This window comes from Planctomyces sp. SH-PL14 (genome assembly GCF_001610835.1).
Taxonomy (GTDB): domain Bacteria; phylum Planctomycetota; class Planctomycetia; order Planctomycetales; family Planctomycetaceae; genus Planctomyces_A.
The window spans coordinates 1,887,501-1,907,480 of the sequence record NZ_CP011270.1 but is presented as its reverse complement, the minus strand read 5'-3'; the positions used below and the strand labels follow the sequence as shown (position 1 = coordinate 1,907,480).

Genomic DNA, 19,980 nt, shown 5'->3' with positions numbered 1-19,980 from the left:
CGACGGCCAGGCCTCCGGCGGGCATGAGGGCTTCGCCCCCCTGCACCCCCCACCAGGGTGCCCCTGGACCCGGTGGGGCGACGACGTTGTGGTCAGCGTCAGCTACCCGTCGGCCCGGCCCTGCAATGGAACGAGATAGCTACAAAAAAAGAAGCGGGTCGGATGCCGACCCGCTTCCTGCATTTTGAGATGACGTCAGACTACCAGAGCTTGCCGGCAGCCGCCTTCGACCGGGCTGCCCCCCCGGACGTCGCGGGTGCGGTCGAGTAATACTCCTCGTAGTTCCCGTACGAACCCTCCGTCTGCGTACTGGCCGCCGCGTCGTTGGCGATCACGCCCAGCAGCCGGATGCCATGGGCATCGAGCTGTTCGCACGCCCTGCGGAGGACCGTTCGGTTGTTCTTCTCCAGCCGGACCACCAGGAGCATCGCGTCCGCCTGCGGAGCGATGATGCACGGATCGCTCACGGCCAGGACCGGCGGCGAGTCGAAGAGGACGAAGTCGTATCGGCCGCGGAGCTCCTGAACGAGTCCCTCAAGGTTCGAGGTCGAGAGCAGTTCAGCCGGGTTCTCCGGCGGAATCCCGGCGGTCAGGACCGAGAGGTTGGCGACCGGGGTCGCCTTCAGTCCGCTCTCCAGCGGAATCGCCCCCGTCAGGACTTCCGCCAGACCAAGCTGACGCGGCAGGGCGAACAGGTCGTGGACCGTCGGCCGCCGCAGGTCGGCGTCGATCAGGACAACGCTCTTGCCGGACTGGGCCAGGGCCACCGCCAGGTTCGCCGTCGTCGTCGACTTGCCGTCGCCCGGCTCGGCGCTGCAGACCTGGATCACCTTCTCGCCGGTCTCCCGGGTCGAGAAGAACAGGGTCGTGCGGAGCGAGCGATACGCCTCGGACTCGCGTGATCCCGGATGGTGGAGATAGACCACCTGGGGACTGATCCCCGTGTGGGCCATCGCGCTGTTCTGGTTCCGCTTCTGGAAGTGCGGGACGATCCCCAGGACGTGCGCCCCGGTCAGCTGACGGACCTCATCCACCGACCGGACCGACGTGTCGTACCACTCGCGGACGTAGGCCAGCGCGAAGACCGAGATGAGTCCGAGCAGGCCGCAGGCACCGAAGACCTTGAGGACCTGCTTCAGCGACCGCTCGATGCGGACCTGCGACAACTGGCTGACCTTGTACCCTTCCTGGGACCGCGACTGGTTGTAGTCGGCGATCTGCATCCGGACCGACTCGAGCTCCTTCTGCTTGGCGGCGATCTCGTCCTTCCGCTTCTGGTCGGCGGCGTCGAACAGCGACGATTCCTTGGCGGTCCCCTCCGCCTCGGTCCGCCGCGCGGCGAGGAGGTCTTCGCGGATTTTGAACTCTTCGAGCTGGCTTTCGAGGATGTAGAGGTAGACGTGCGGGAGGTCGACCCCCGCCTTCTTGTTGCCGGACTTCGCGGCGGCTCCCTGGGCGACCGCCGCCAGATCTTCTTTCTCGATCGTCGGCGCGACGATCCCCTGCGAACGGTAGGCCGAGAGGATCGTGGTGATTTCGGAACGGACGTTCTTGAGGTCGGCGTGGTTGTCGCCGACGAGCTGAGAGAGCCGGCTTTCCACGAGCCGCGCCGCCAGCAGCCGGCCGTCGAGCTCCGCCTTGCCGCTCGGTCCCTGGAGGACGCCGCCACCTCCGCCTCCGCCCCCTCCACCCCCTTCCGCTCCGCCGCCGGTGCCGGCCGACAGGGCGTGCATGACCCAGAACTGGATCTCATCCGGGGATTCGTTGGCGGCGATCATCTTCTTGAGGGTGGCGATCTTCCCCTGAACGTTGGCCCGCTGGGTCTGGATCGACTCCTGTTCGCGGATGACGCGGTCGAGCGCCTGGGCCTGCGGACTCATCTGCGGCGTGGCGACGCCGTTGACCGTGACGACCGGCGGCGTGGGGTAGAAGTAGGGGGACGCGTCGCGCCACGCCTTCCAGGCCGCTTCCATCTTGGAGATGTCGTCGATCAGCGCGGTTCGCGAGCCCTGGAGGGCGGCGTACAGGTCGGCGGAGTTCTTGTCCTTCGTCTGGCCGAGCCAGTCTTCGTAGGCTTTGACGATCGCCTCGACGACGGTCTTGGCGACCGCCTTGTCGGCGCTTTCGTAGGCGACTTCGATGATGGCGTCGAACGACTGGTCCTGGCCGGAGACGAGCTTGGCGGTCGCGTCTTCCCAGACCGCTTTCAGCGGGTCGCGGGCGTTGGCGATGCCGGGGATGTCCTTGAGGCCGTACTTCTCGATGGCGATCGCCGCGATGGCGTCGCTGGTCAGGAAGTGGACGTGCTGGCTGCGGTCTGAATAGCGGCGGGCTTCCTGCGAGTTGATCGGGAGCGAGGCCTTCTTCGAGACCTGGACGCGAGTCGAGGCGCGGTAGACCGGCCCCATGATGAGATAGGAGACGACCCCCAGGGTGAGTCCGGCGAACAGACCCAGGGCGAGCCATTTCCAGATCGACAGGACGAACCGGACGAGGTCGATCGACCGTCCCGGCAGGCTGCTGGCCTGCAGGCCGGGAGGCGCGAAAGCGAGTTCGTTTCCGTTCGCGGAGGCGGGGTTCGGCTGAGTCATGGCGCGGTCGGAGGCGAAGGGGAGAACGTTCGATCACGGAACGCCCGCGGAAGGCCGCGGCGTCCGGTCCTGGTCAGGCCAGGACGACTGCAGCGGGTGCGGAGGCGACGGGAGCGGCAGTCTTCCGGGCCGCCGCGACATAGAACTCCAGGGTCCGGGCGAGGCCGTCATCGAGGCTGAACCGGACCTGGTAGCCCAGATCGCGGCGGGTGGCGGAGATGTCGGCCCACGAGTGCAGGACGTCGCCGGCTCGCGGGGGAAGGAAGTCGGGATTGAACGGATAGCCGAGGCGGTCGCAGATCTTCTTGAGGAGTTCGACCACGCTGATGGTGGTGCCGCTGGCGACGTTGAAGACCTTCCCCGAGACCCCGGGGACCTGGGAGGCGAGGATGTTGGCGTCGACGACGTTCTCGACGAAGACGAAGTCCCGCGACTGTTCGCCGGTGCCGTAGATTCGCGGCGTGCGGCCTTCGAGGAGGGCCGAGGCGAAGAGGGGGATGACGGCCGAGTAGGGGCTCTTGGGATCCTGGCGGGGGCCGAAGACGTTGAAGTACCGCAGGCGGACGACTTCCAGGTCGTAGGCGGCGGCGAACGACTGGCAGTAGTATTCGCCCGCCAGCTTGGCGGCGGCGTAGGGGGAGAGGACTTCGGGGACGTGCGACTCCCGCTTGGGCATTTCGGGGGCGTCGCCGTAGGCGCTGCTGGAGCCGGCGTAGACGACCCGCTTCACGCCGAGGCGGCGGGCGGCGTCGAGGACGTGGACGGTTCCCGTGACGCAGGCCCGGTGGGTATCGAGGGGCCGCTCGATGCTGAGGGGGACGGAGGCGAGGGCCGCCTGGTGGAAGACGATGTCGACGCCGGAGACGGCGCGGTCGACGGCAACCGGGTCGGCGACGTCGCCGTGGTGGAACTCGTAGCGGCCGTCGAGGTGGGCCAGGTTGTCGAGTGTGCCGGCGCAGAGGTTGTCGAGGACTCGGACTTCGTGGCCCTGTTCGACCAGTCGTGTTGCGATGTGCGAGCCGATGAAGCCGGCCCCTCCCGTCACCAGATAGCGCATGTCGTGTCCCGTCAGCGGTGCGTATTCGAACGGGGAGCGGCCCGGTGCGGACCGGTCCCCATTCAACCCTAGCTTGGGGCGTCCATGATGCGGGGAAGAAACGTCGAGAAGTCCGAAATCGTCAACGCCGGAGGATGCGGAAAGGGAACGGCAGGTGTTGCGGACAGTTCAACCGGTATATGCGAACCATGTCCTTGCCGGCACGACGCGATAGCTCAAACCCAACGTGCCACGGCAGGTTGGGGTCAAGGGGCCAAGAAACAACACAGGCCCCCTTGCCGCCGGAGGCACTTCCATGAGGAACCGTGGTAAGCAACGGACGTTCGTTTTGGAATCCCCACGGGTTTGAGGTGGGGGCATACGGCACGTTGCCCGCGTTTGGACACGGCGCGTTTCAGACATCTCTCGACGAGAGGGCCTCCGGCGGGCAAGAGGGCGTTGCCCCCTTGCATCCCCCACCAGGGTGCCCCTGGACCCGGCTCAGGTGGACGCTCGCCACAAACGAAACGAACCCCGAAGGTCATTCGGGGTTCGTTTGATCGCGAATCTGCAGAGTGCTCGCAGTTTACGGCACAGCCGGAGGTGCCGGCTTCGGCGGAACCGGATCGACCGGCGGAGCCGCCGGAACCGGTCCAATCTCCTCCGCCGGACTCGGACCCGGCTCGGACAACATCGTCGCCGAAGGCGTCGTGAAGTGCACATTCCCCGTCGGCGCCGGAGTCGCAAACTCTTCCGGCTCGACATGAACCCGATCGCTCACGTCGATCCCGTAGCTCCGCTCCAGATGCCGGCGTTCCGCATCGATGTACGCGTCAGCCGCCCAGGGACCTTCCGTGATCCGGACACTGTTGTATTCCAGGATCGTCCCCTTGCGGAACTGGAGGTTCACAAGAGACTTGTTGTAGTCCACAAGGCTGCTGTAGTACGCCACGATCGCCTCGGCCCGGCGGGTCTGAGACCGGACCACGATGTCGACCGCCGCCGCACCTTCCTCGTACAGAGGCAGCGTGAGGCGGAGGTTGTCCTCCGCGGCCAGGTAGCGGTTCAGGTTCGACTTCGCCGCGGCGTAGGAGCGGGTCAGCTCCTGGAAGGCGGCCGCCAGCTCGTGCGAGACTTCCTCCTCTTCGACCTTGAGGAGCTGCTGGGCCTTGGCCAGCCGGATCTCATAGTTCCGGACCTGGGCGTGGGCGGAGCGGAAGCCGAGCGGCATGTTGAACTGCGCGCCCAGGCTCCAGGCCTGCCCTTCCCCGGTCAGGATCGAGCTGTACATGTTGTTCTGGCCGTTGTACGCCAGCAGATCGTCGCCGAAGCCGTTGATCTGGTACCCGGCGAGAGCGTCAAGCCGCGGCCGGGTCAGGCTGCGGGCGGCCCGGAGCTGGAGCTCGAGGCTCTTGACGTTCCACTTCTGACGGCGGAGCTCGACCCGGTAGGTGAGCGCCTCGTTCATGCTGGTATACCAGTCCGGAACGAGCTGCACCGAGACCGGGGCGTCCGCGGGACGGAGGATGCAGCCGTCGTTGACCGGCAGACCGATGAGCCGCCGGAGGGCGGTCTCGCGGCTGTAGATCGCCGACCGGGCGTTCTCCGAAGCGGTCTTCGTCAGGTAGAGCTGGTCGAGAGCCTGCGCGGCGTCGGCCGGCAGACCTTCCCCACCGGCCGCCCGCTTCTGGGTGTATCGCCACGTTTCGAGAGCCGACTCGTAGGCGACGACCCCCGCGTCAAAGGCGCGGTAGGCGAGGTACAGGTCCCAGTAGCAGTTCTCAATGTCCTGGATCAGGAACCGGACGTTGTTCTCGAAGTCCGCGACCGCGATGTCCTGATTGATTCGGGCGATCACGACCCCTTGCGACACCCCGGAGATCCCCCCGAACGATCGGGCGATCGGACCGGCGATACGGGTGAACTCGGTGCCCGCTCCGGCCATCAAGGGCAACTGGTAGTTGACCCCCAGGTTGCCGGCGTAGGAGGAGTTGTAGGTCTGCCCGGGGATCGGCTGCGCCAGGTAGTTGGCGTTGTGCGTGACCCCGATCACGCCCCCGTGGGCGAAGTTCTTGGAGAGCGAGGCGTTGAGGGCCCCGGTGTCCTGCCGGTACTGCCGGGGAAGACCGGTCGAGTTCGGGAAGACGTCGTTCTGGCCGAACAGGATGTTCGTCGTGAAGTTGGCGTCGAAGTCGGCCAGGGCCGCTTCCACGCCGCGTCCGCCGAACAGGACCCCCGTCTCCTGGATCGCCGGGTCGTACACCGACGGGACCCGCTCGCCGGCGGTATAGAGCGGACTCCCCTGGACGAGGAACTGCCCGGCGCTGCGGATGATGTCGTTGTTCTGGAGCCCGATGTGCATCACCTCCATGAGAGTGATTTCACGCGGCTCCCACTTCTCCTTGGCGTCGATCGTGTGCGGCGGCTCGGTCCCGGTGACCGTCTCCGGATTCACGTTGGAGACGTTGGGGAAATCGACCTCCGTCGCGTGACGGCGGTAGTAGTCCTGGTCCGGCTCTCCCAGGAACCGCACGGCGGCGGGATTGCGATTGCAGCCGGCGAACAGCAGCGTGCCCAATGCCGCGGACGAGATTGCTCCGGCGAAGAAACGACGCCGTCTCACCATGGCAGCTTCTCCCTGAATGACTCCAGGACGACCCTCCTGGTCGCCACGGTCCCTCCGCGCCGGATTCATGGATGAATCGGCACTCACGGAAGGTCCGTCAGGGGAAGTATCGACGGCCTATTTCGGATTCGATGATCGTTTCGCCGGGTCGACAACATCAGTGTAGGGGAGGCCCAGCGCGCGCTTGACCAGGATTACCTCCCCTGCGTCGTTTCCCTCACATGCGTGACCGACAAATTGCAGACAGTACCCGCCGACAAAGCTGGCAAATGCCCACCCGGGTCGATTTTGGGTGAGGAGAACCACCGGTAGGACGAAGGTCACCGGCAGACCGATGACGTGAAAGAACCGATTGGCGGGATGTTGATGCCGCTCGGCGTAGTTTCTCAGGAATCTCCAGAGCATCGGCCCGATTCCCTCAAGACTGAGGAGCCGCAAGCGTAACGGCAAAAATCAGTCGTACGCTAACTTTCCCGTTGGTTGAGACCTTCCCCTTGAAGAAGAAGGTGTTTCCGAGGCGCTCGGTGATCTCGACTTCGATGTCGAGTGTGTCCCCCGGGCGGACGAGTTGCCGGAACTGGACCTCGTTCATCCGCGTGGCGACCGGGACCTGGTCGCCCCCGGGCGGGAGCAGCGTCGAGACCAGGATGGCGGCCGCCTGGAGGGCTGACTCACAGAGCAGGACCCCTGGAAAGACCGGGAAATGCGGATAGTGGCCGCGGAAGACGTCGAGGTCCGGCGAGAGGAACGTTTTCGCGTGGAGCCTGGTTTCGTCGTGCGAAAGGACTTCGTCGACCCACAGGAAGGGGGGGCGATGGGGAATGCGACGCTGGATTTCTTCGAGATTCACGGGAGGGCTGAGGCGGAACAGTTTGAGGAGGACGGAGGGGGAGTCCGGGGGAAAACCGCAGGGGATCGAACTGGAAAACGAAGAGCGAGGCAAGAGCCGCGGCCGACCGAGGCCTCTTTTCCGTATCCCGGCAATCGGGGACGGGGCTCAGGGGAAGTGGCTTACGGAGCGGGGGGCAGCACCGGGGCGTGGACCAGGCCGGGGACCCCGTCCTTCCCGATCCGGACCGCGGTCCCTTCCCGGCTGACCGCGGTCTTCAGGACGGCGAGGCCCCACGAGGACTGCGTGCCGGGATGCCAGGCGGTTGATGTGATCAGCCCCATCGGGACGCCGCTTTCATCGGTTACGTCCAGGCTGCCGGGGTGCGGGGCGCCGGAGTCGCGGGTCTCCACGACGCATAGCTCCCGGTTGACGTGTCCCAGGGCGTCGAGCCGGGCGATCGGCTCCTGGCCGAGATAGCACCCCTTGGTGAAACTGATGGCGACGGGGGTCCGGCGGGCCTCCTGGGCGAGGTTGTCCTCGGTGATGTCGACACCGCAGAGGGGCCAACCGGCCTGGATCCGCAGGGCGTCCCAGATCCCGGGATCGCCGGCTTGGGCGCCGTCGCGGAGGAAGACCTCGTGGAGTTGCTCGGCGTGATCTTTGGGAGCGACGACGATCCAGCTTGGGACGGCGCCGATGTCCTGCCGGGCGATCAGGACGTCGGCTCCTTCGACGACGCCTCGCGCGTGCTGGAGGTTCTTCCACTCCGAGCTTCCCTGGCCGGCGTGGCGCTCCACGATCGAGCCCGCTTTGGCTCCGGCGAGACGGAGAGTGGTCCAGTCGTGGGAGCGGCGGTGGATCTCGACGTCTTCGGTGATGAGGTATCGCTTGAGGTGTTCGGCGACGGTCGCTTCGCGGCCGGGTGTCCCGGAGATCCAGAGGGCGGAGTCGCCGGCGAAGACAAACAGGTGTTCGAGGATCCGGCCCTTGATGTTGGTCAGGAATGCTTCGCAGCCCGATCCGGCTGCGAGCTTCTTGATGTCGTTCGTGCAGAAGTTGTGGAGGAACGAGGCCCGGTCGCGGCCCGTGAGTTCGATCCAGAACGGGTCGGCGGGCGGGAAGAGGAGGGCGCCTCGGTTGAGGGCTTTGTATTCAGCCTGGAGGCGATCGTGGAGTTCCAGTGGGACGTTCATCTACGCATTATGGGACGCTCCGTCTGTCACGCCAATGGTGTGCTGAGCGATCGGCGGCTTGAACCGCGTTCTTGCCGGCGCGGCTTGATAGCTCAAACCCAACGTGCGACGGCAGGTTGGGGTCAAGGGGGTACCCCTTTAAAGGTGCCTGGCAGATACAATGCGTTAGATCAACAAGCTTCGTAATTTCCAGGCCAGTTTCCCCAGGACTTAACGCGGATGTCGACTGCCTGTCTCTTCGAGACCAAGAACCTCTCGAATTGTCAACTGCGGAGTCAATGGAGGCAAAACGTCGTAACCACCCCTGCGGTCGCCAGTTAAGATCACCTTTAAAGGGGTAGGTCAAGGGGGCCACGCCCCCTTGCCGCCGGAGGCACTTCCTGTGAGGAACCGCGGTACACAACGGATGTCCCCTTTGTGGTTCCGGCGTTGAGGACTCACTGCTCGCTCTGGAAACGTCGCGGGTTAGCGAGGGGGCATACGACACCGTGTCCGCGTTTGGGCACGTACTCTTTCAGACATCTCCCGACGGCCAGGCCTCCGGCGGGCATGAGGGCTTCGCCCCCCTGCAGCCCCCACCAGGGGTTCCCCCTGGACCCCGGTTGGCCCTACGCCTGGGATTCGGCGTTCCCCGGAACCTCCACCGGCGGAACAGCAACGGGCTGCGTCGCCGCTTCCGATTCATCGAACTGCCCCGGATTCTTCAGCCAGTCAACGACCTCCGGACCGATCCACAACTGGTCAATCACGACCGTGCGGGACTGGTTCTCCCCCTCCTTCAAGACCACCGCAATGTCGAGATAGTGCGCCTCATCGCAGTGCGGACACGAATAGACCGTGGCGACCGCCGAAGCCGCGGGACTCCCCGGCTTGCGGATCAGGTCCCGCAACCGGGAATACTCCTCCTGCTCCAGCTCGGCCTTGAGCTCGGGGGCCAGCACCGGCGTAAACGAGTGCTCGACACCTTTGGACGTCCAGGAGTTGCACCCTTCGCAGAACGGGCGGGTCTGCTGCGCGGCAATGATCGTCGAAGCCAGAATGATCGCCAGCGCCTCACCCCCCCACCACAGGAACTGCTCGGTCGGGCCGATCACCCGGCCGTCGCGGGTCCAGATCCCGGCATTCCCCAGTTCCTTCACCGCCTCCCACAGCGAGAACGGGGCCATCCACAGCACCTGGAGGTCCCAGCCAAACAGCACACACAAGAACCAGACCCAGGCAAAGTGCAGGGCCGCCACGCCGATAACGAACCCCACCAGCCCGGCGAAGAACCGGCTGCGGATCTTCCCGATCCGGGCACAGAGGTAGACCCACCCCCCGGTCAGCCCCGCGTAAGCCATGATCGCCAGCATGCGAAGCTTGTCGTACTGCGCGTGGTAATCGGCGGCGGCATACACCGGGGCCAGCAGAAAGACCCCAGCGATCCCGAGGACGAGCATGAGGAGCGTCCCGGTGAACGGCACGCGGCCCGACGGACGGTAGTAGCGATCCGCAGTCTCAGAAGAAGGCATGACTCTCTCCTCGTACGGTGCCCTGCCCGGATTGTTCCGACCTCGGATGCGGTTGGCAATCTTGTCAGCCGAATCGCGACGCGGCTCGATTCGCTGGGGCACGTCGATTGCATCAGCCGTTGCTGTCGCCGGCCAGAGGCAAGTCGTACCAGCACGTTGTTATGGACGTTCTGGTAAGCAAGTTCCCAGTGCCGCGAGAACATGACCCTCGAGTTTGTCCGGTCGGCAATCACGCCGTCGGGCGAGCCAGCAACCAATCGCATACTCCTATCCGCAAGAGCGGCCCCTAACCCCGAGAGACAATGTCATGCCTGAGAACCGAATGCAGGAACAGGTCGCCGACCGGTGGAACTCGATCCGGCAGGCGATCCGGAAACGCTGGTCTGAGATTACGGAGGACGATCTGCGGGCGATCGATGGCGATTCGCGGAAGCTGGTTGCCTTGGTCAATCAGAAAACGGAGATGCCGCTCCACGAAATCGAAGCGGCGATTGATGAGATCGCGCAACAGAGCGGCGGTCTGCTCAGCCGCGTCATGAGCTCGGCTTCGGACTTCGCGGCGGACGCGTCGCGCCGCGTGGCTGAACCGGCCCGCGAGGCATGGCGTCAGGCTCGCGACACCGTGGCCGAACGGCCGATGGCCTCCCTGGGAGGAGCATTCGGCGCGGGGCTCGCCATTGGGCTCTGCTGCGGACTTCTGCTGTTCGAGCGTCCCCAGCCGCCGCGGTGGTGGGAGATGCACCGGTAGAGGTGGAACGTCGAGGTCACGAGCGCGGGGAGGCGAACGATTGCGTTCGTCTCTCCGTGCTTTGTTCTGCGCGCGGGCAACGGCGGCTCTAGGCGAGCGATAGCCCTCCGCGGCCCCATGTATCCGTACGTTGGCCAAAGGCTTCGAGCACGCCGCAGTGGACGAGCGTGGGAGTCGGCCCGGTCACCGTCAGACCGGCCGCTTCCAGCCACGTTCGGTATTCGGCCACGCTGTAGGCCCGGCCTTCCGTGAGGGTGAAGAGGGCGGCCGAGTACAGCGCCACCGGGAGAGGGCCGTCGAGGGCGTCGCTCAGAAAGACGTCGTGGACGAGGATGCGGCCTCCCGGCTTAAGCGCCGCGGCACAGCGGGCCACGAGATCCGCGCACTGCTCCTCGTCCCAGTCGTGGAGGACGTTCGAGAGCAGGATCACGTCGCTCTTGGGGAGATCGTCGGTGAGCATGTCCCCCGCGACGAGATCGAGTCGGTTTTCGACCTGATAGCGCGTCCGGAACTCTTCGGCGATCCGCAGGACTTCCGGGCGGTCGAGGACCGTCGCGGCCAGGTGCGGATTCCGCTTCAGGAACGCGATGGAATAGATCCCGGTTCCCCCGCCCAGGTCGAGGAGCGTCCGCGCCGACCCGAGCGGGACCTTCTCCGCCAGGACCGGGGCCACGTTGCGGGCCCGGCCGGCGAGGGCCAGCGTGAAATGCCGGGCCTGCTCGGTCGACTCCATGGCGCAGGCGGTGCCGTCGCGATAGATGAAGGCGACCCCCGCGCCGTCGTTCTGCCGCGGCCTGCCGGAGCGGAGTCGCTCGACCATTTCGAGGACACCGGGGGCGGTCGCGGAGAGGCCGATGTAGTCGCCGATGTCGTAGGTGTGGCCTGGAACGAGGTGCTGGCGGGCGAGCGTCGTCAGGGCGAGTTTCCCCTCGGCATCTGTTCGGATCAGCCCCATCGCACGCAGCGCCGTGATGAGCACGACGGCGGACCGCTTCTGGAGTCCGATTGCTCCGCGGAGGGTCTCGAAGTCCATCGCTTCCCGCGACAGGAGTCCGAGGACGTTGAAGTGGCAGACGGCGGCGGTCAGGAGTTCCGAGCCGTAGCTGCCGCGGTAGTGTTCGAAGATCGATGTGGGATCGGTGACTGGGGGATGGAGGTCGACGACGTCGGTGCGGTTGGCGGCGATGTCGGCCAGGAGTTCGGCGAGGGGGACTTCCTGCTCGCCGGCGTCGGGGATGGGGTCGAAGTCGGGGACGCGGAACGGGTGTGCGTGGAACTCGCTGGGGCGGACCTCGTAGCCGGGGAGCATGGACCATCCGATGTCGACCTGGACGTTCTCGCCCTGGCGGCGGCAGCGCAGCCAGCCGGTGTATTCGTCGCTGAACTCGAATGGCAGGTAGGTTGTTTCTTCGTCCGCGAGGTGGCGAAGTCGTTCGGACCACTGTTCCAGGAGGTGTCGGAGGACGGCCTGGATCTTGGCCGGCCGGCTGTCGTCGGCGGGTTCGATGCCGGTGTCGAGTCCGAGGTAGTAGCTGTCTCCGGTCCGGGCGAACTTGCCGAACTGGAGTCGCAGGTCGCCATGCGAGGTGCCATTGTCGTCGAACGTTAAACGCAGCATGTTGCCGAACTCCTGTGGACCAGTGGTGATGGTCGCAAACAGGCTGGTCCGGTCAACCCAGGGTGCAGCTCAAGGTGAAACCCCTGCCGGGTCCAGGGGCGACCCTGGTGGGGGATGCAAGGGGGCAACGCCCTCTTGCCCGCCGGAGGCCTGTCTCGTCGGGAACCATCGGAAGGAGTGCGTGTCCAAGCGCGGACAGCGTGTCGTATGCCCCCCTCACGAACACGCGGGGATTCCAGAGCGAGCGGTGAGTCCTCAACGCCGGTACCACAAAGCGGACGTCCGTTGCGTACCGCGGTTCCTCATGGAAGCGCCTCCGGCGGCAAGGGGGCGAGGCCCCCTTGACCCCAGCAGCCGTCGCACGTTGGGTTTGAGCTATCCGAGTCGCGCCGGCGGGGACGCGGTTCGAGTCGTCAACTCAGCGGGGCGCGTCGACCTTCCTCAGGTCCAGGCAAACCAAGGCGTCTTCACAACGGAGATACAGCCGCCCGCGCGACAGCACCGGCCCCGTCCAGCTCGGATAATGCATCCCCGCAATCGCGCATCGCGAGACCTCGACGTACTTCTCCGCCGACGGCTTCGCCAGGATCAGCGTCCCCCCCCGCTCCGCCAGGATGATGAACTTGCCATCGGCAAAGATCTTGGAACCGCGGCCTACGAATGGATACGGAATCGCCTGCTTCGTCTTCGCATCCTGAATCTCTCCGGTCTGCGGATTCTGCGAGAGGTCGTTGAGCGGTCGGTCCCAGCCCGATGTCTGCCACCGGACATCCCCGGTCGCCGCATCGATACACCGCAGCTCCCCCTCTTCCTCATGCCGCCCGCTGAACCCGTACAGGTCCTCGCCGACCGCCAGCGGAGTCGACCAGTGGGCCAGCATGTTGCGGGGATTCTTCCACAGCACTTCGTAGGTCGCGCCCCCCGGCTGGACTTTCAGCATGGCGGAACCAAGCCGATACGCCGCGGAAAGGAAGACCCGGTCCTCCATCACCACCGGCCGCGCCGCGTTGACCGACTCATGGACCCGCGGCCGGAACCAGTAGTGGAACCGCTCCTGCCCCGACGCGGGATCGAGCGACACCAGCCCCTGCCGCATCAGGCAGAGGAGGTGCTTCTGCCCATGGATCGTGGCGACCAGCGGCGACGAGTAGCTGATCAGCATCTCATCGCCGGTCCACGCATACGGATCGGGATCGCCACCGTTCGTCGGGACGCCGTCCCAGGTCGCTTTCCCGACCGCCTGCCACACGGTCTTCCCCGAGTGGAGATCGAACGCGACCACCCCCGAATCGGGTTGTCCTCCGACGAGGACGATCAGCCGGCCTTCGTCGATGATCGGCGAGCACCCCATCCCGAAGAACCCTTCGGGAATCTCGAAATCCTTCTGCAGCGGACGCTGCCAGCAGACGCTGCCGTCGCGGAGCGACGTGCAGACGAGAGCTCCCTCCGCGCCGAGGGTGTAGCAGCTGGAGTCCGTGAGGACCGGCGAGCAGCGGGGACCGTTGTTGTAGCCGTACGGATCGCGGAACCGGCTGGGATACTTGTGCGTCCACAGCGGCTCGCCCGTATCGGCCCTCAGGCATTCGATGATCTCTTCGTTCCCGCGGCGGTGATGCATCACCAGCCGGTTGCCGGCGATTGACGGCGCGCTGTAACCGGTTCCGACCTCCCGCTTCCAGACCACGGGCGGGCCGTCCGCGGGCCAGGACTCGAGGAGTCCGGTCTCGGAGGAATGACCGGTCTGCTGCGGGCCCAGAAAACAGGGCCAGTCCTCTCCCGGACGGTCGGGAGCGGGGACGGCCGGATCGGAGTCCGCGGTCGGCTTATCGACCGCGGCCATTTGGATCGTTCCCTCGGCAGGGACGGGGCCATCGGGAGGAGCCGCCCGCTGGCCCGTGGACCAGACGATCCCCGCCACGAGCAGCGCGAGCACCGGGAACGCAACCCGGCGAGTGAGAACCGATTTCATCAGACGGGACGCAGGAGATGGGAAAAAGGATGCAGGAGAGGACGCGAGGCGATGAACGGCGGTCATCGGGCCATTCTGTGCAGATCGCCAACAGGCCGCCAGTTCGGAAGACCGAATCGAACCGCTCGGAGGGAGGATCCAGTCCGTAGGACGCGAAGGAACGTTCGAAGAGTTCGTCCGCTTTTCGGGGACCGGACGAGACGGTAGCGTTCCTGTTCGTCCCGATCCCGTTTCTGTCTGACTCCGGAAGCGCTCCGATGCGACACCTGCTCCTGTGGACTCTCCTTCTGATCCTACCCGCCCACGTCTGGGGCGGAGATGAAGAGTACAAGCTCGGTCCCGATTCCGAGCGGCACGAGGGAGTCCCGGTCGGCAAGGTGACCGACCACGAGTGGAAGAGCCAGATCTTCCCGGGGACGGTCCGCCGCTATTCGGTCTACGTCCCGGCGCAGTACACGGGCAAGGAGCCCGCCGCCGTCATGGTCTTCCAGGACGGCCACTCCTACGTCAACGAGAAGGGGAAGTTCCGGGCCCCGATCGTCATGGACAACCTGATCCACAAGAAGGAGATGCCGGTCACGATCGGGATCTTCATCGACCCCGGCCACAAGAAGGAAACGCTGCCGGAGAAGCGGGGCTGGGACCCGGCCCCGGAGAACCGCAGCTTCGAATACGACACCCTCTCCGATCAGTACGCCCGGTTTCTCCTGGAGGAGATCCTGCCCGAGGTCGGCAAGACCTGCAAGCTGACCGACGACCCGGACCGCCGGGCGATCTGCGGGATCAGCTCCGGCGGGATCTGTGCCTGGACGGTCGCCTGGGAGCGGCCCGATCAGTTCCGCAAGGTCCTCTCGCACGTCGGGAGCTTCACGAACATCCGCGGCGGACATGTCTACCACGCCCTGATCCGCAAGACCCCCAAGAAGCCAATCCGGGTCTTCCTCCAGGATGGCTCGGGGGACCTCGACAACGCGCACGGCAATTGGCCCCTCGCCAACCAGGAGATGGCGGCGGCGCTGAAGTTCGCCAAGTACGACTATGACTTCGTGTACGGCACCGGCGGCCACAACGACACGCACGGCGCGGCGATCCTGCCGGACTCGATGCGCTGGCTGTGGCGCGAGACGAAGTAGACGGCGGCTGTTTCTGGATCTGTGTTTGTCCGTGTCCATCTGTGGCCGGTTTCGTCTCTACATGAGGGAGTCGCCACAGATGAACGCAGATGGACGCAGATCAGCGGCCGAGGAGGGCGACTGCCGAGGGGCAGGTGCGACACGGGCCGGATTCGTCCGTGAGATCAGGAGGCGGCCGATCCGATGACTCCCCGTTCGTCCTCTCGCTCCAAGGCATCCCAGGGAACGGCGTCGGCCAGCGCGGAGGGGCCCGTTTCCGGCGAGCCCGCCGTCGTCCCGAAGCAGGCCGTCGAGGTCCAGTCCGCCCCGCGGCACTGGATCATCCGGGCCTCGGCCGGTTCAGGGAAGACGTTCCAGCTCTCGAACCAGTACATCGCGCGGCTCCGGGAGTCTCCGCCGGATCGGATTCTGGCGACGACCTTCACCCGCAAGGCGGCGGGGGAGATCCTGGAGCGGATCCTCCTGCGGCTGGCCCGCGCCGGGCTGCGGGAGAAAGACCTCAAGGAACTGGCGGCCTTTGTCGGCGATCCTCCGCTCCGGCAGCCGGACTCCCTCCGGCTGCTGAAGGAGATGACGCGGCACCTGCACCGGATGCGGGTCAGCACGCTCGACAGCTTCTTCTCGAAGCTCGCCACCAGCTTCACGCTGGAGCTGGGGCTTCCGCCCGGCTGGCGGATGATCGACGACGTCGAAGACCGCCGGTTCCGGATGCAGGCCGCCGAGGCGATGCTCCGTGACGAGACGACCGACTCTGTGGTCCTGCTCATGAACCGGCTCGCGAAGGGGCGCGTCGTCCGCAGCGTGCAGGGGCTGATCTCCGACGCGATCGCGAACCACTACCAGACCTACCTCATGACCGAGGCGGCGGCCTGGTCGCCGTTCCCGCTCCTGGCGTTCCTTCCCGAGGAGGAACTGGCGGCGGCCCTCGCGGCGCTGCAGTCGTATCCGGTCGAAGGGGCGGCGCATCTCAAGGCCCGCAACGAAGACCTGGAGCGGGCCCGGACCGGGGACTGGGAATCGTTCCTGCAGAAGGGGATCGCCGGGAAGATCGTTCAGGATGACCTCGTCTACATGCGGAAGGCGATTCCCGATCCGCTCGTCGAGGTCTACGGGCCGCTGATGGAGCACGCCCGGGCGGCGCTGATCGTCCCCTGGGCCCATCAGAATCAGGCGACCCGCGAGCTGCTCGACCGGTTCCATGCCGCTTACGAAGAGCTCAAGCGGGAGCAGCGGGGGTACCGCTTCGAGGACGTCACCCGCCGGCTCGCCCGGCATCTCTCCGGCCGCTCGGCGGATTCGCTCGCCTATCGCCTCGACGCCGGGATCGACCATCTACTCCTCGATGAGTTTCAGGACACTTCGCCGGCGCAGTGGGACGTCCTTCGCCCCTTCGCCCAGACGGTCGTGAGCGGCGAGGGGACGTCGTTCTTCTGCGTCGGCGACACCAAGCAGGCGATCTACGGCTGGCGGGGGGGACTGGCGGCGATCTTTGATGCCATTGAGGAGGAGCTGGCGGGGGTGGCCCGGCGGCCGCTCGACGAGAGCTATCGCTCCGCGCCGCTGGTGATCGAAACCGTCAATAAGGTCTTCGCAGGAATCCCGCGGCACTCGAACCTCGACACCTTCGCGCGGGCGGTCGAGCTGTTCAGCAAGGCTTTTCCCGAACACCGGACTGCCCGAGGCCATCTTCCGGGTTACGTCCGGCTGGAGTGTCCGCCGTTGCCGCCGGCTCCAACCGGTGAAGGGGAGGAGGCGGGCGACGAGCCGGAGGTGTCCGAGGACGATCTGCTCGAATTCACGGCGGACCGCGTGGCGGAACTGGCGGCGAAGTCCCCCGAGGCGACGATTGGTGTCCTGGTCCGGACGAACGGCACGGTGGGGCGGATCGTCCACAAGCTCCAGCGGCGGCATGTCGAGGCGAGCGAGGAAGGGGGGAGCCCGCTCACCGACTCCGCGGCGGTGCAGCTCGTCCTGTCGCTCTTCCGGCTGGCCGACCACCCCGGGCATGCGGTCGCCCGGTTCCATGTCGCCCACTCGCCGCTCGGTCCGCTGTACGGGTTCACGGACCATGACGATGACGAGGGGGCGGAGCGGCTGGCGACGCAGCTCAGGACGCAGCTCGTGGATGAGGGGTACTCCCGCACGCTCTACCGGATTGCCCTGGAGCTGATGCCGACGTGCGGGCCGCGGGACGGGCGGCGGCTGCGGCAGCTGGTCGATCAGGCGGCGGCGTTCGAGCTCCAGGCGACGCTCCGTCCGACGGACTTTGTCGAGTACGTCGAGACCCAGAAGGTTCAGGATCCGACCGAGGCCCGAATCCGGGTCATGAACATTCACCAGTCGAAGGGGTTGGAATTCGACATCGTGGTCCTGCCGGAGCTGGACAAGGACCTGCGGCCGGTCACGCCGTCTCACGTCTACCGGGTCCCATCCGCCACACAACCCCCCGACTGCGTGCTGCTGTACCGCGACAAGCTGCACGTCTCCCTGCTGCCGCCGGCGCTGCAAGGGGTCTTCCGGGAAGCGGAGGCGCGAGAGGTGACCGAGGCGCTCTGCATCCTGTACGTCATGCTGACGCGGGCGGTCCATGCGCTGCACATGATCGTCCGCCCGAACCCGAACGAGAAATCGACTCCCAAGACCTTTGCCGGTCTGGTCCGGGCGGCCCTCTCCGAGTGCACGCCGCCACTGCCGGGGCAGGTGATCTACGAGGCGGGGGATCCCGAGTGGGCGGCTGCCCACGCTCCGAAGGTCGAGACAGCCCAGGTGCCGTCGCCAGTGTCTCCTCCGGAAGACGACGTCGTCCGCTTTGCTCCGGCCGAGGGGGGACGCCGCCGCGGGCTGCATCGCGTTACCCCCTCGCGGGCGAAGGAGGAACGCACCGAACGGGTTCGGCTTAGCGGGGTACTGCGGCTCGGGACCAGCGAGGCGCTCGATCGCGGGACGCTGTACCACGCGTGGTTCGAGAAGGTGACGTGGCTCGACGAGACGGTCCCCGGTGACGAACAGATCCGCGAGATTTCGCGGGCTCGGGGGGCGGTGCCGGCGCTCGTGGAACGGAGTCCGGCCGACTTCCGGGCGACGCTCCGGGCCGAGGCGGTCGGGCCGCGTCCGATTGCCGATGCGTTGACGAAGGGGGCCTATTCACGACTGGAGGGGACCTCTTTTGCAGCGGACGTTCTGGAGGAGCTGCGGGGCGGCCCCTTTGAGCTGGAGGTCGCGACGGAGCGGCGGCTGGCAGTGATCGATGAGGGGGAGTTGATCGCGGGGACGATCGACCGGCTGGTGCTGTTCCGCCGGGGAGGCCGCGTGGTTGCGGCGGAAATCCTGGACTTCAAGACCGATGTTGTTGAAGCGGGTCAGGCCGCGATTCGCGATAAGGTGGAGGCGTATCGGGGGCAGATGGCGCTGTACCGCCGGGCGGTCGGGCGGATCTACGGGCTGGGGGCCGAGCGGATTGCGGCGCGGCTGTTGTTCTTGGGGCCGGGAACGGTGGTCGGGCTGTAGAGCCGGGGCCAGGACGCCGGAAGAACTTGAACGCCGGAGAGACGGAGGCGGCAGAGAGGAGGAGCCGAGGACGTTCAACCTCGACAGCCCTCCCTTCCGCTCCCTCTCGGCGACACCCGCCCCGTTGCACCGGGATCGCCTCCAGCGATTTGCAGTCGGATTCCGATCCTCTCTATGATTCAGTGAACGTTGATTTGTTGGCCCGCCTGCGCTCGCCCCCGCCTTCCTATGCTCAATCTCCTCGGTTCCCGCGCTCGTTCGTCGTCACGCTTCTGTGACGGGGTTTCCCGGCGATCGTTCCTGCAGGCGGGGACGCTGGCCGTGGGCGGACTGACGCTGGAGAACCTGGTTCGGGCTGAGACGGCCTCGGGCAAGCGGAGCCACAAAGCGGTTATCATGGTGTACCTGTCGGGCGGGCTGGCCCATCAGGACAGCTTTGACCTCAAGCCCGACGCGCCCGCTGAGATTCGCGGCGAGTTCAGTCCGATCGCGACCTCCGTTCCGGGGATGCAGGTCTGCGAGCTGATGCCGCGGCTGGCGGAAGTCATGGACCGCTGCAGCGTGATCCGCTCCGTCGTCGGCCAGCGGGACGAGCACTCGAGCTTCCAGAGCCTGACCGGCTACACGATGGACCAGACGCAGCGGGAGCGGCGGCCGAACTTCGGCTCGTGCGTCTCGAAGGCGCTCGGCCCGACCGATCCGGTCATTCCGCCGTTCGTCGACCTGTTCCCGCGGATGCAGCACAAGCCCTACAACAGCTACGGGGCCGGTTACCTGGGGGCCGCGTTCGACCAGGTCCGGGCCGACGGCGAAGACCTGGCGAGCATGAAGCTGCGGTTCATCGAGTCGCCGCAGTTCCAGAAGCGGCAGTCGCTGCTCAGCGAACTGGACCAGCTCCGGCGGGAAACCGACCGCGTCTCGACGCTGTCCGAGAGCTACCGCAAGGCGTTCGGCGTCCTGACGTCGTCCCGGCTGGTCGACGCGATGGATGTGGCGAAGGAAGACTCGGGGACGCGCGACCGGTACGGCGTCGGCTCCTCCAAGCACCAGGGAGACGGGGCGCCGCTCTGGAATGAGCAGCTGCTGGTTGCCCGGCGGCTCGTCGAGGCCGGGGTCCGCGTCGTCACCGTGGCTTACGGCTTCTGGGACACGCACGGCCACAATTTCACTCACATGCGGAAGAACCTCCCGACGTTCGACCAGGGACTGGCCGCCC

The 19,980-nt window shown here is 66.3% G+C and carries 13 protein-coding genes (1 of these 13 cut by a window edge); 4 read left to right on the top strand and 9 right to left on the bottom strand.

Annotation, left to right across the window (positions count from 1 at the left end; all coding sequences use genetic code 11):
- Nucleotides 1-200 precede the first annotated feature (200 nt).
- From VT03_RS07405 to VT03_RS07375, 7 genes are all read right to left on the bottom strand, one after another.
- A complete protein-coding gene (locus VT03_RS07405; protein ID WP_075092403.1) occupies nucleotides 201-2,591 on the bottom strand; it encodes a polysaccharide biosynthesis tyrosine autokinase in 2,391 nt (796 codons plus the stop codon).
- Nucleotides 2,592-2,664: 73 nt separating this feature from the next.
- Nucleotides 2,665-3,648 carry an SDR family oxidoreductase gene (locus tag VT03_RS07400; protein ID WP_075092402.1) on the bottom strand — a complete coding sequence of 328 codons (984 nt, stop codon included), beginning with the start codon at nucleotides 3,646-3,648 and terminating at the stop codon, nucleotides 2,665-2,667.
- A 565-nt stretch (nucleotides 3,649-4,213) separates the two neighbouring features.
- Nucleotides 4,214-6,253: a TolC family protein gene (locus VT03_RS07395; protein ID WP_197489236.1), complete on the bottom strand. Its 2,040-nt coding sequence runs from the start codon at nucleotides 6,251-6,253 to the stop codon at nucleotides 4,214-4,216.
- Between the two features lie 117 nt (nucleotides 6,254-6,370).
- Complete coding sequence (locus VT03_RS35195; RefSeq protein ID WP_075092401.1) at nucleotides 6,371-6,658, bottom strand: Mpo1-like protein; 288 nt, start codon at nucleotides 6,656-6,658, stop codon at nucleotides 6,371-6,373.
- Between the two features lie 13 nt (nucleotides 6,659-6,671).
- Nucleotides 6,672-7,103 (bottom strand): 3-hydroxyacyl-ACP dehydratase FabZ family protein, encoded by a 432-nt coding sequence (locus VT03_RS07385; protein WP_082846746.1) that lies wholly within the window; start codon nucleotides 7,101-7,103, stop codon nucleotides 6,672-6,674.
- Nucleotides 7,104-7,264: 161 nt separating this feature from the next.
- Nucleotides 7,265-8,278 carry a YgfZ/GcvT domain-containing protein gene (locus VT03_RS07380; protein WP_075092400.1) on the bottom strand — a complete coding sequence of 338 codons (1,014 nt, stop codon included), beginning with the start codon at nucleotides 8,276-8,278 and terminating at the stop codon, nucleotides 7,265-7,267.
- Nucleotides 8,279-8,886: 608 nt separating this feature from the next.
- Complete coding sequence (locus VT03_RS07375; RefSeq protein ID WP_075092399.1) at nucleotides 8,887-9,789, bottom strand: hypothetical protein; 903 nt, start codon at nucleotides 9,787-9,789, stop codon at nucleotides 8,887-8,889.
- Between the two features lie 307 nt (nucleotides 9,790-10,096).
- Between VT03_RS07375 and VT03_RS07370 the strand changes: the two genes are divergently transcribed.
- Nucleotides 10,097-10,537 (top strand): hypothetical protein, encoded by a 441-nt coding sequence (locus tag VT03_RS07370; RefSeq protein ID WP_156514342.1) that lies wholly within the window; start codon nucleotides 10,097-10,099, stop codon nucleotides 10,535-10,537.
- A gap of 88 nt (nucleotides 10,538-10,625) precedes the next feature.
- Here the strand turns inward: VT03_RS07370 and VT03_RS07365 are convergent, their stop codons facing one another.
- Complete coding sequence (locus VT03_RS07365) at nucleotides 10,626-12,155, bottom strand: methyltransferase (RefSeq protein ID WP_197489235.1); 1,530 nt, start codon at nucleotides 12,153-12,155, stop codon at nucleotides 10,626-10,628.
- Nucleotides 12,156-12,573: 418 nt separating this feature from the next.
- Complete coding sequence (locus tag VT03_RS07360) at nucleotides 12,574-14,124, bottom strand: PQQ-binding-like beta-propeller repeat protein (protein ID WP_231870618.1); 1,551 nt, start codon at nucleotides 14,122-14,124, stop codon at nucleotides 12,574-12,576.
- Nucleotides 14,125-14,381: 257 nt separating this feature from the next.
- Here VT03_RS07360 and VT03_RS07355 point away from each other — a divergent pair, with 257 nt between their 5' ends.
- The 3 genes from VT03_RS07355 to VT03_RS07345 all read left to right on the top strand — a co-directional run.
- The gene (locus VT03_RS07355) at nucleotides 14,382-15,257 is read left to right on the top strand and encodes an alpha/beta hydrolase (protein ID WP_075092397.1); all 876 of its coding nucleotides are present in this window, start codon (nucleotides 14,382-14,384) and stop codon (nucleotides 15,255-15,257) included.
- Between the two features lie 183 nt (nucleotides 15,258-15,440).
- Complete coding sequence (locus tag VT03_RS07350; RefSeq protein ID WP_075092396.1) at nucleotides 15,441-18,764, top strand: UvrD-helicase domain-containing protein; 3,324 nt, start codon at nucleotides 15,441-15,443, stop codon at nucleotides 18,762-18,764.
- Nucleotides 18,765-19,085: 321 nt separating this feature from the next.
- Nucleotides 19,086-19,980, top strand: the 5' portion of a protein-coding gene (locus tag VT03_RS07345) for a DUF1501 domain-containing protein (protein ID WP_315850209.1). 344 nt of this gene lie beyond the right edge of the window; only the first 895 of its 1,239 coding nucleotides appear in the window; the start codon lies at nucleotides 19,086-19,088; its stop codon lies off the right edge, out of view.

Bases quoted from the DNA above. Each gene is read 5' to 3' on its own strand.
- VT03_RS07380 (WP_075092400.1), bottom strand. From the start codon at position 8,278: ATGAACGTCCCACTGGAACTCCACGATCGCCTCCAGGCTGAATACAAA.
- VT03_RS07355 (WP_075092397.1), top strand. From the start codon at position 14,382: ATGCGACACCTGCTCCTGTGGACTCTCCTTCTGATCCTACCCGCCCAC.
- VT03_RS07370 (WP_156514342.1), top strand. From the start codon at position 10,097: ATGCCTGAGAACCGAATGCAGGAACAGGTCGCCGACCGGTGGAACTCG.
- VT03_RS07375 (WP_075092399.1), bottom strand. From the start codon at position 9,789: ATGCCTTCTTCTGAGACTGCGGATCGCTACTACCGTCCGTCGGGCCGC.
- VT03_RS07365 (WP_197489235.1), bottom strand. From the start codon at position 12,155: ATGCTGCGTTTAACGTTCGACGACAATGGCACCTCGCATGGCGACCTG.
- VT03_RS07405 (WP_075092403.1), bottom strand. From the start codon at position 2,591: ATGACTCAGCCGAACCCCGCCTCCGCGAACGGAAACGAACTCGCTTTC.
- VT03_RS07395 (WP_197489236.1), bottom strand. From the start codon at position 6,253: ATGGTGAGACGGCGTCGTTTCTTCGCCGGAGCAATCTCGTCCGCGGCA.
- VT03_RS07400 (WP_075092402.1), bottom strand. From the start codon at position 3,648: ATGCGCTATCTGGTGACGGGAGGGGCCGGCTTCATCGGCTCGCACATC.
- VT03_RS35195 (WP_075092401.1), bottom strand. From the start codon at position 6,658: ATGCTCTGGAGATTCCTGAGAAACTACGCCGAGCGGCATCAACATCCC.
- VT03_RS07360 (WP_231870618.1), bottom strand. From the start codon at position 14,124: ATGAAATCGGTTCTCACTCGCCGGGTTGCGTTCCCGGTGCTCGCGCTG.
- VT03_RS07350 (WP_075092396.1), top strand. From the start codon at position 15,441: ATGACTCCCCGTTCGTCCTCTCGCTCCAAGGCATCCCAGGGAACGGCG.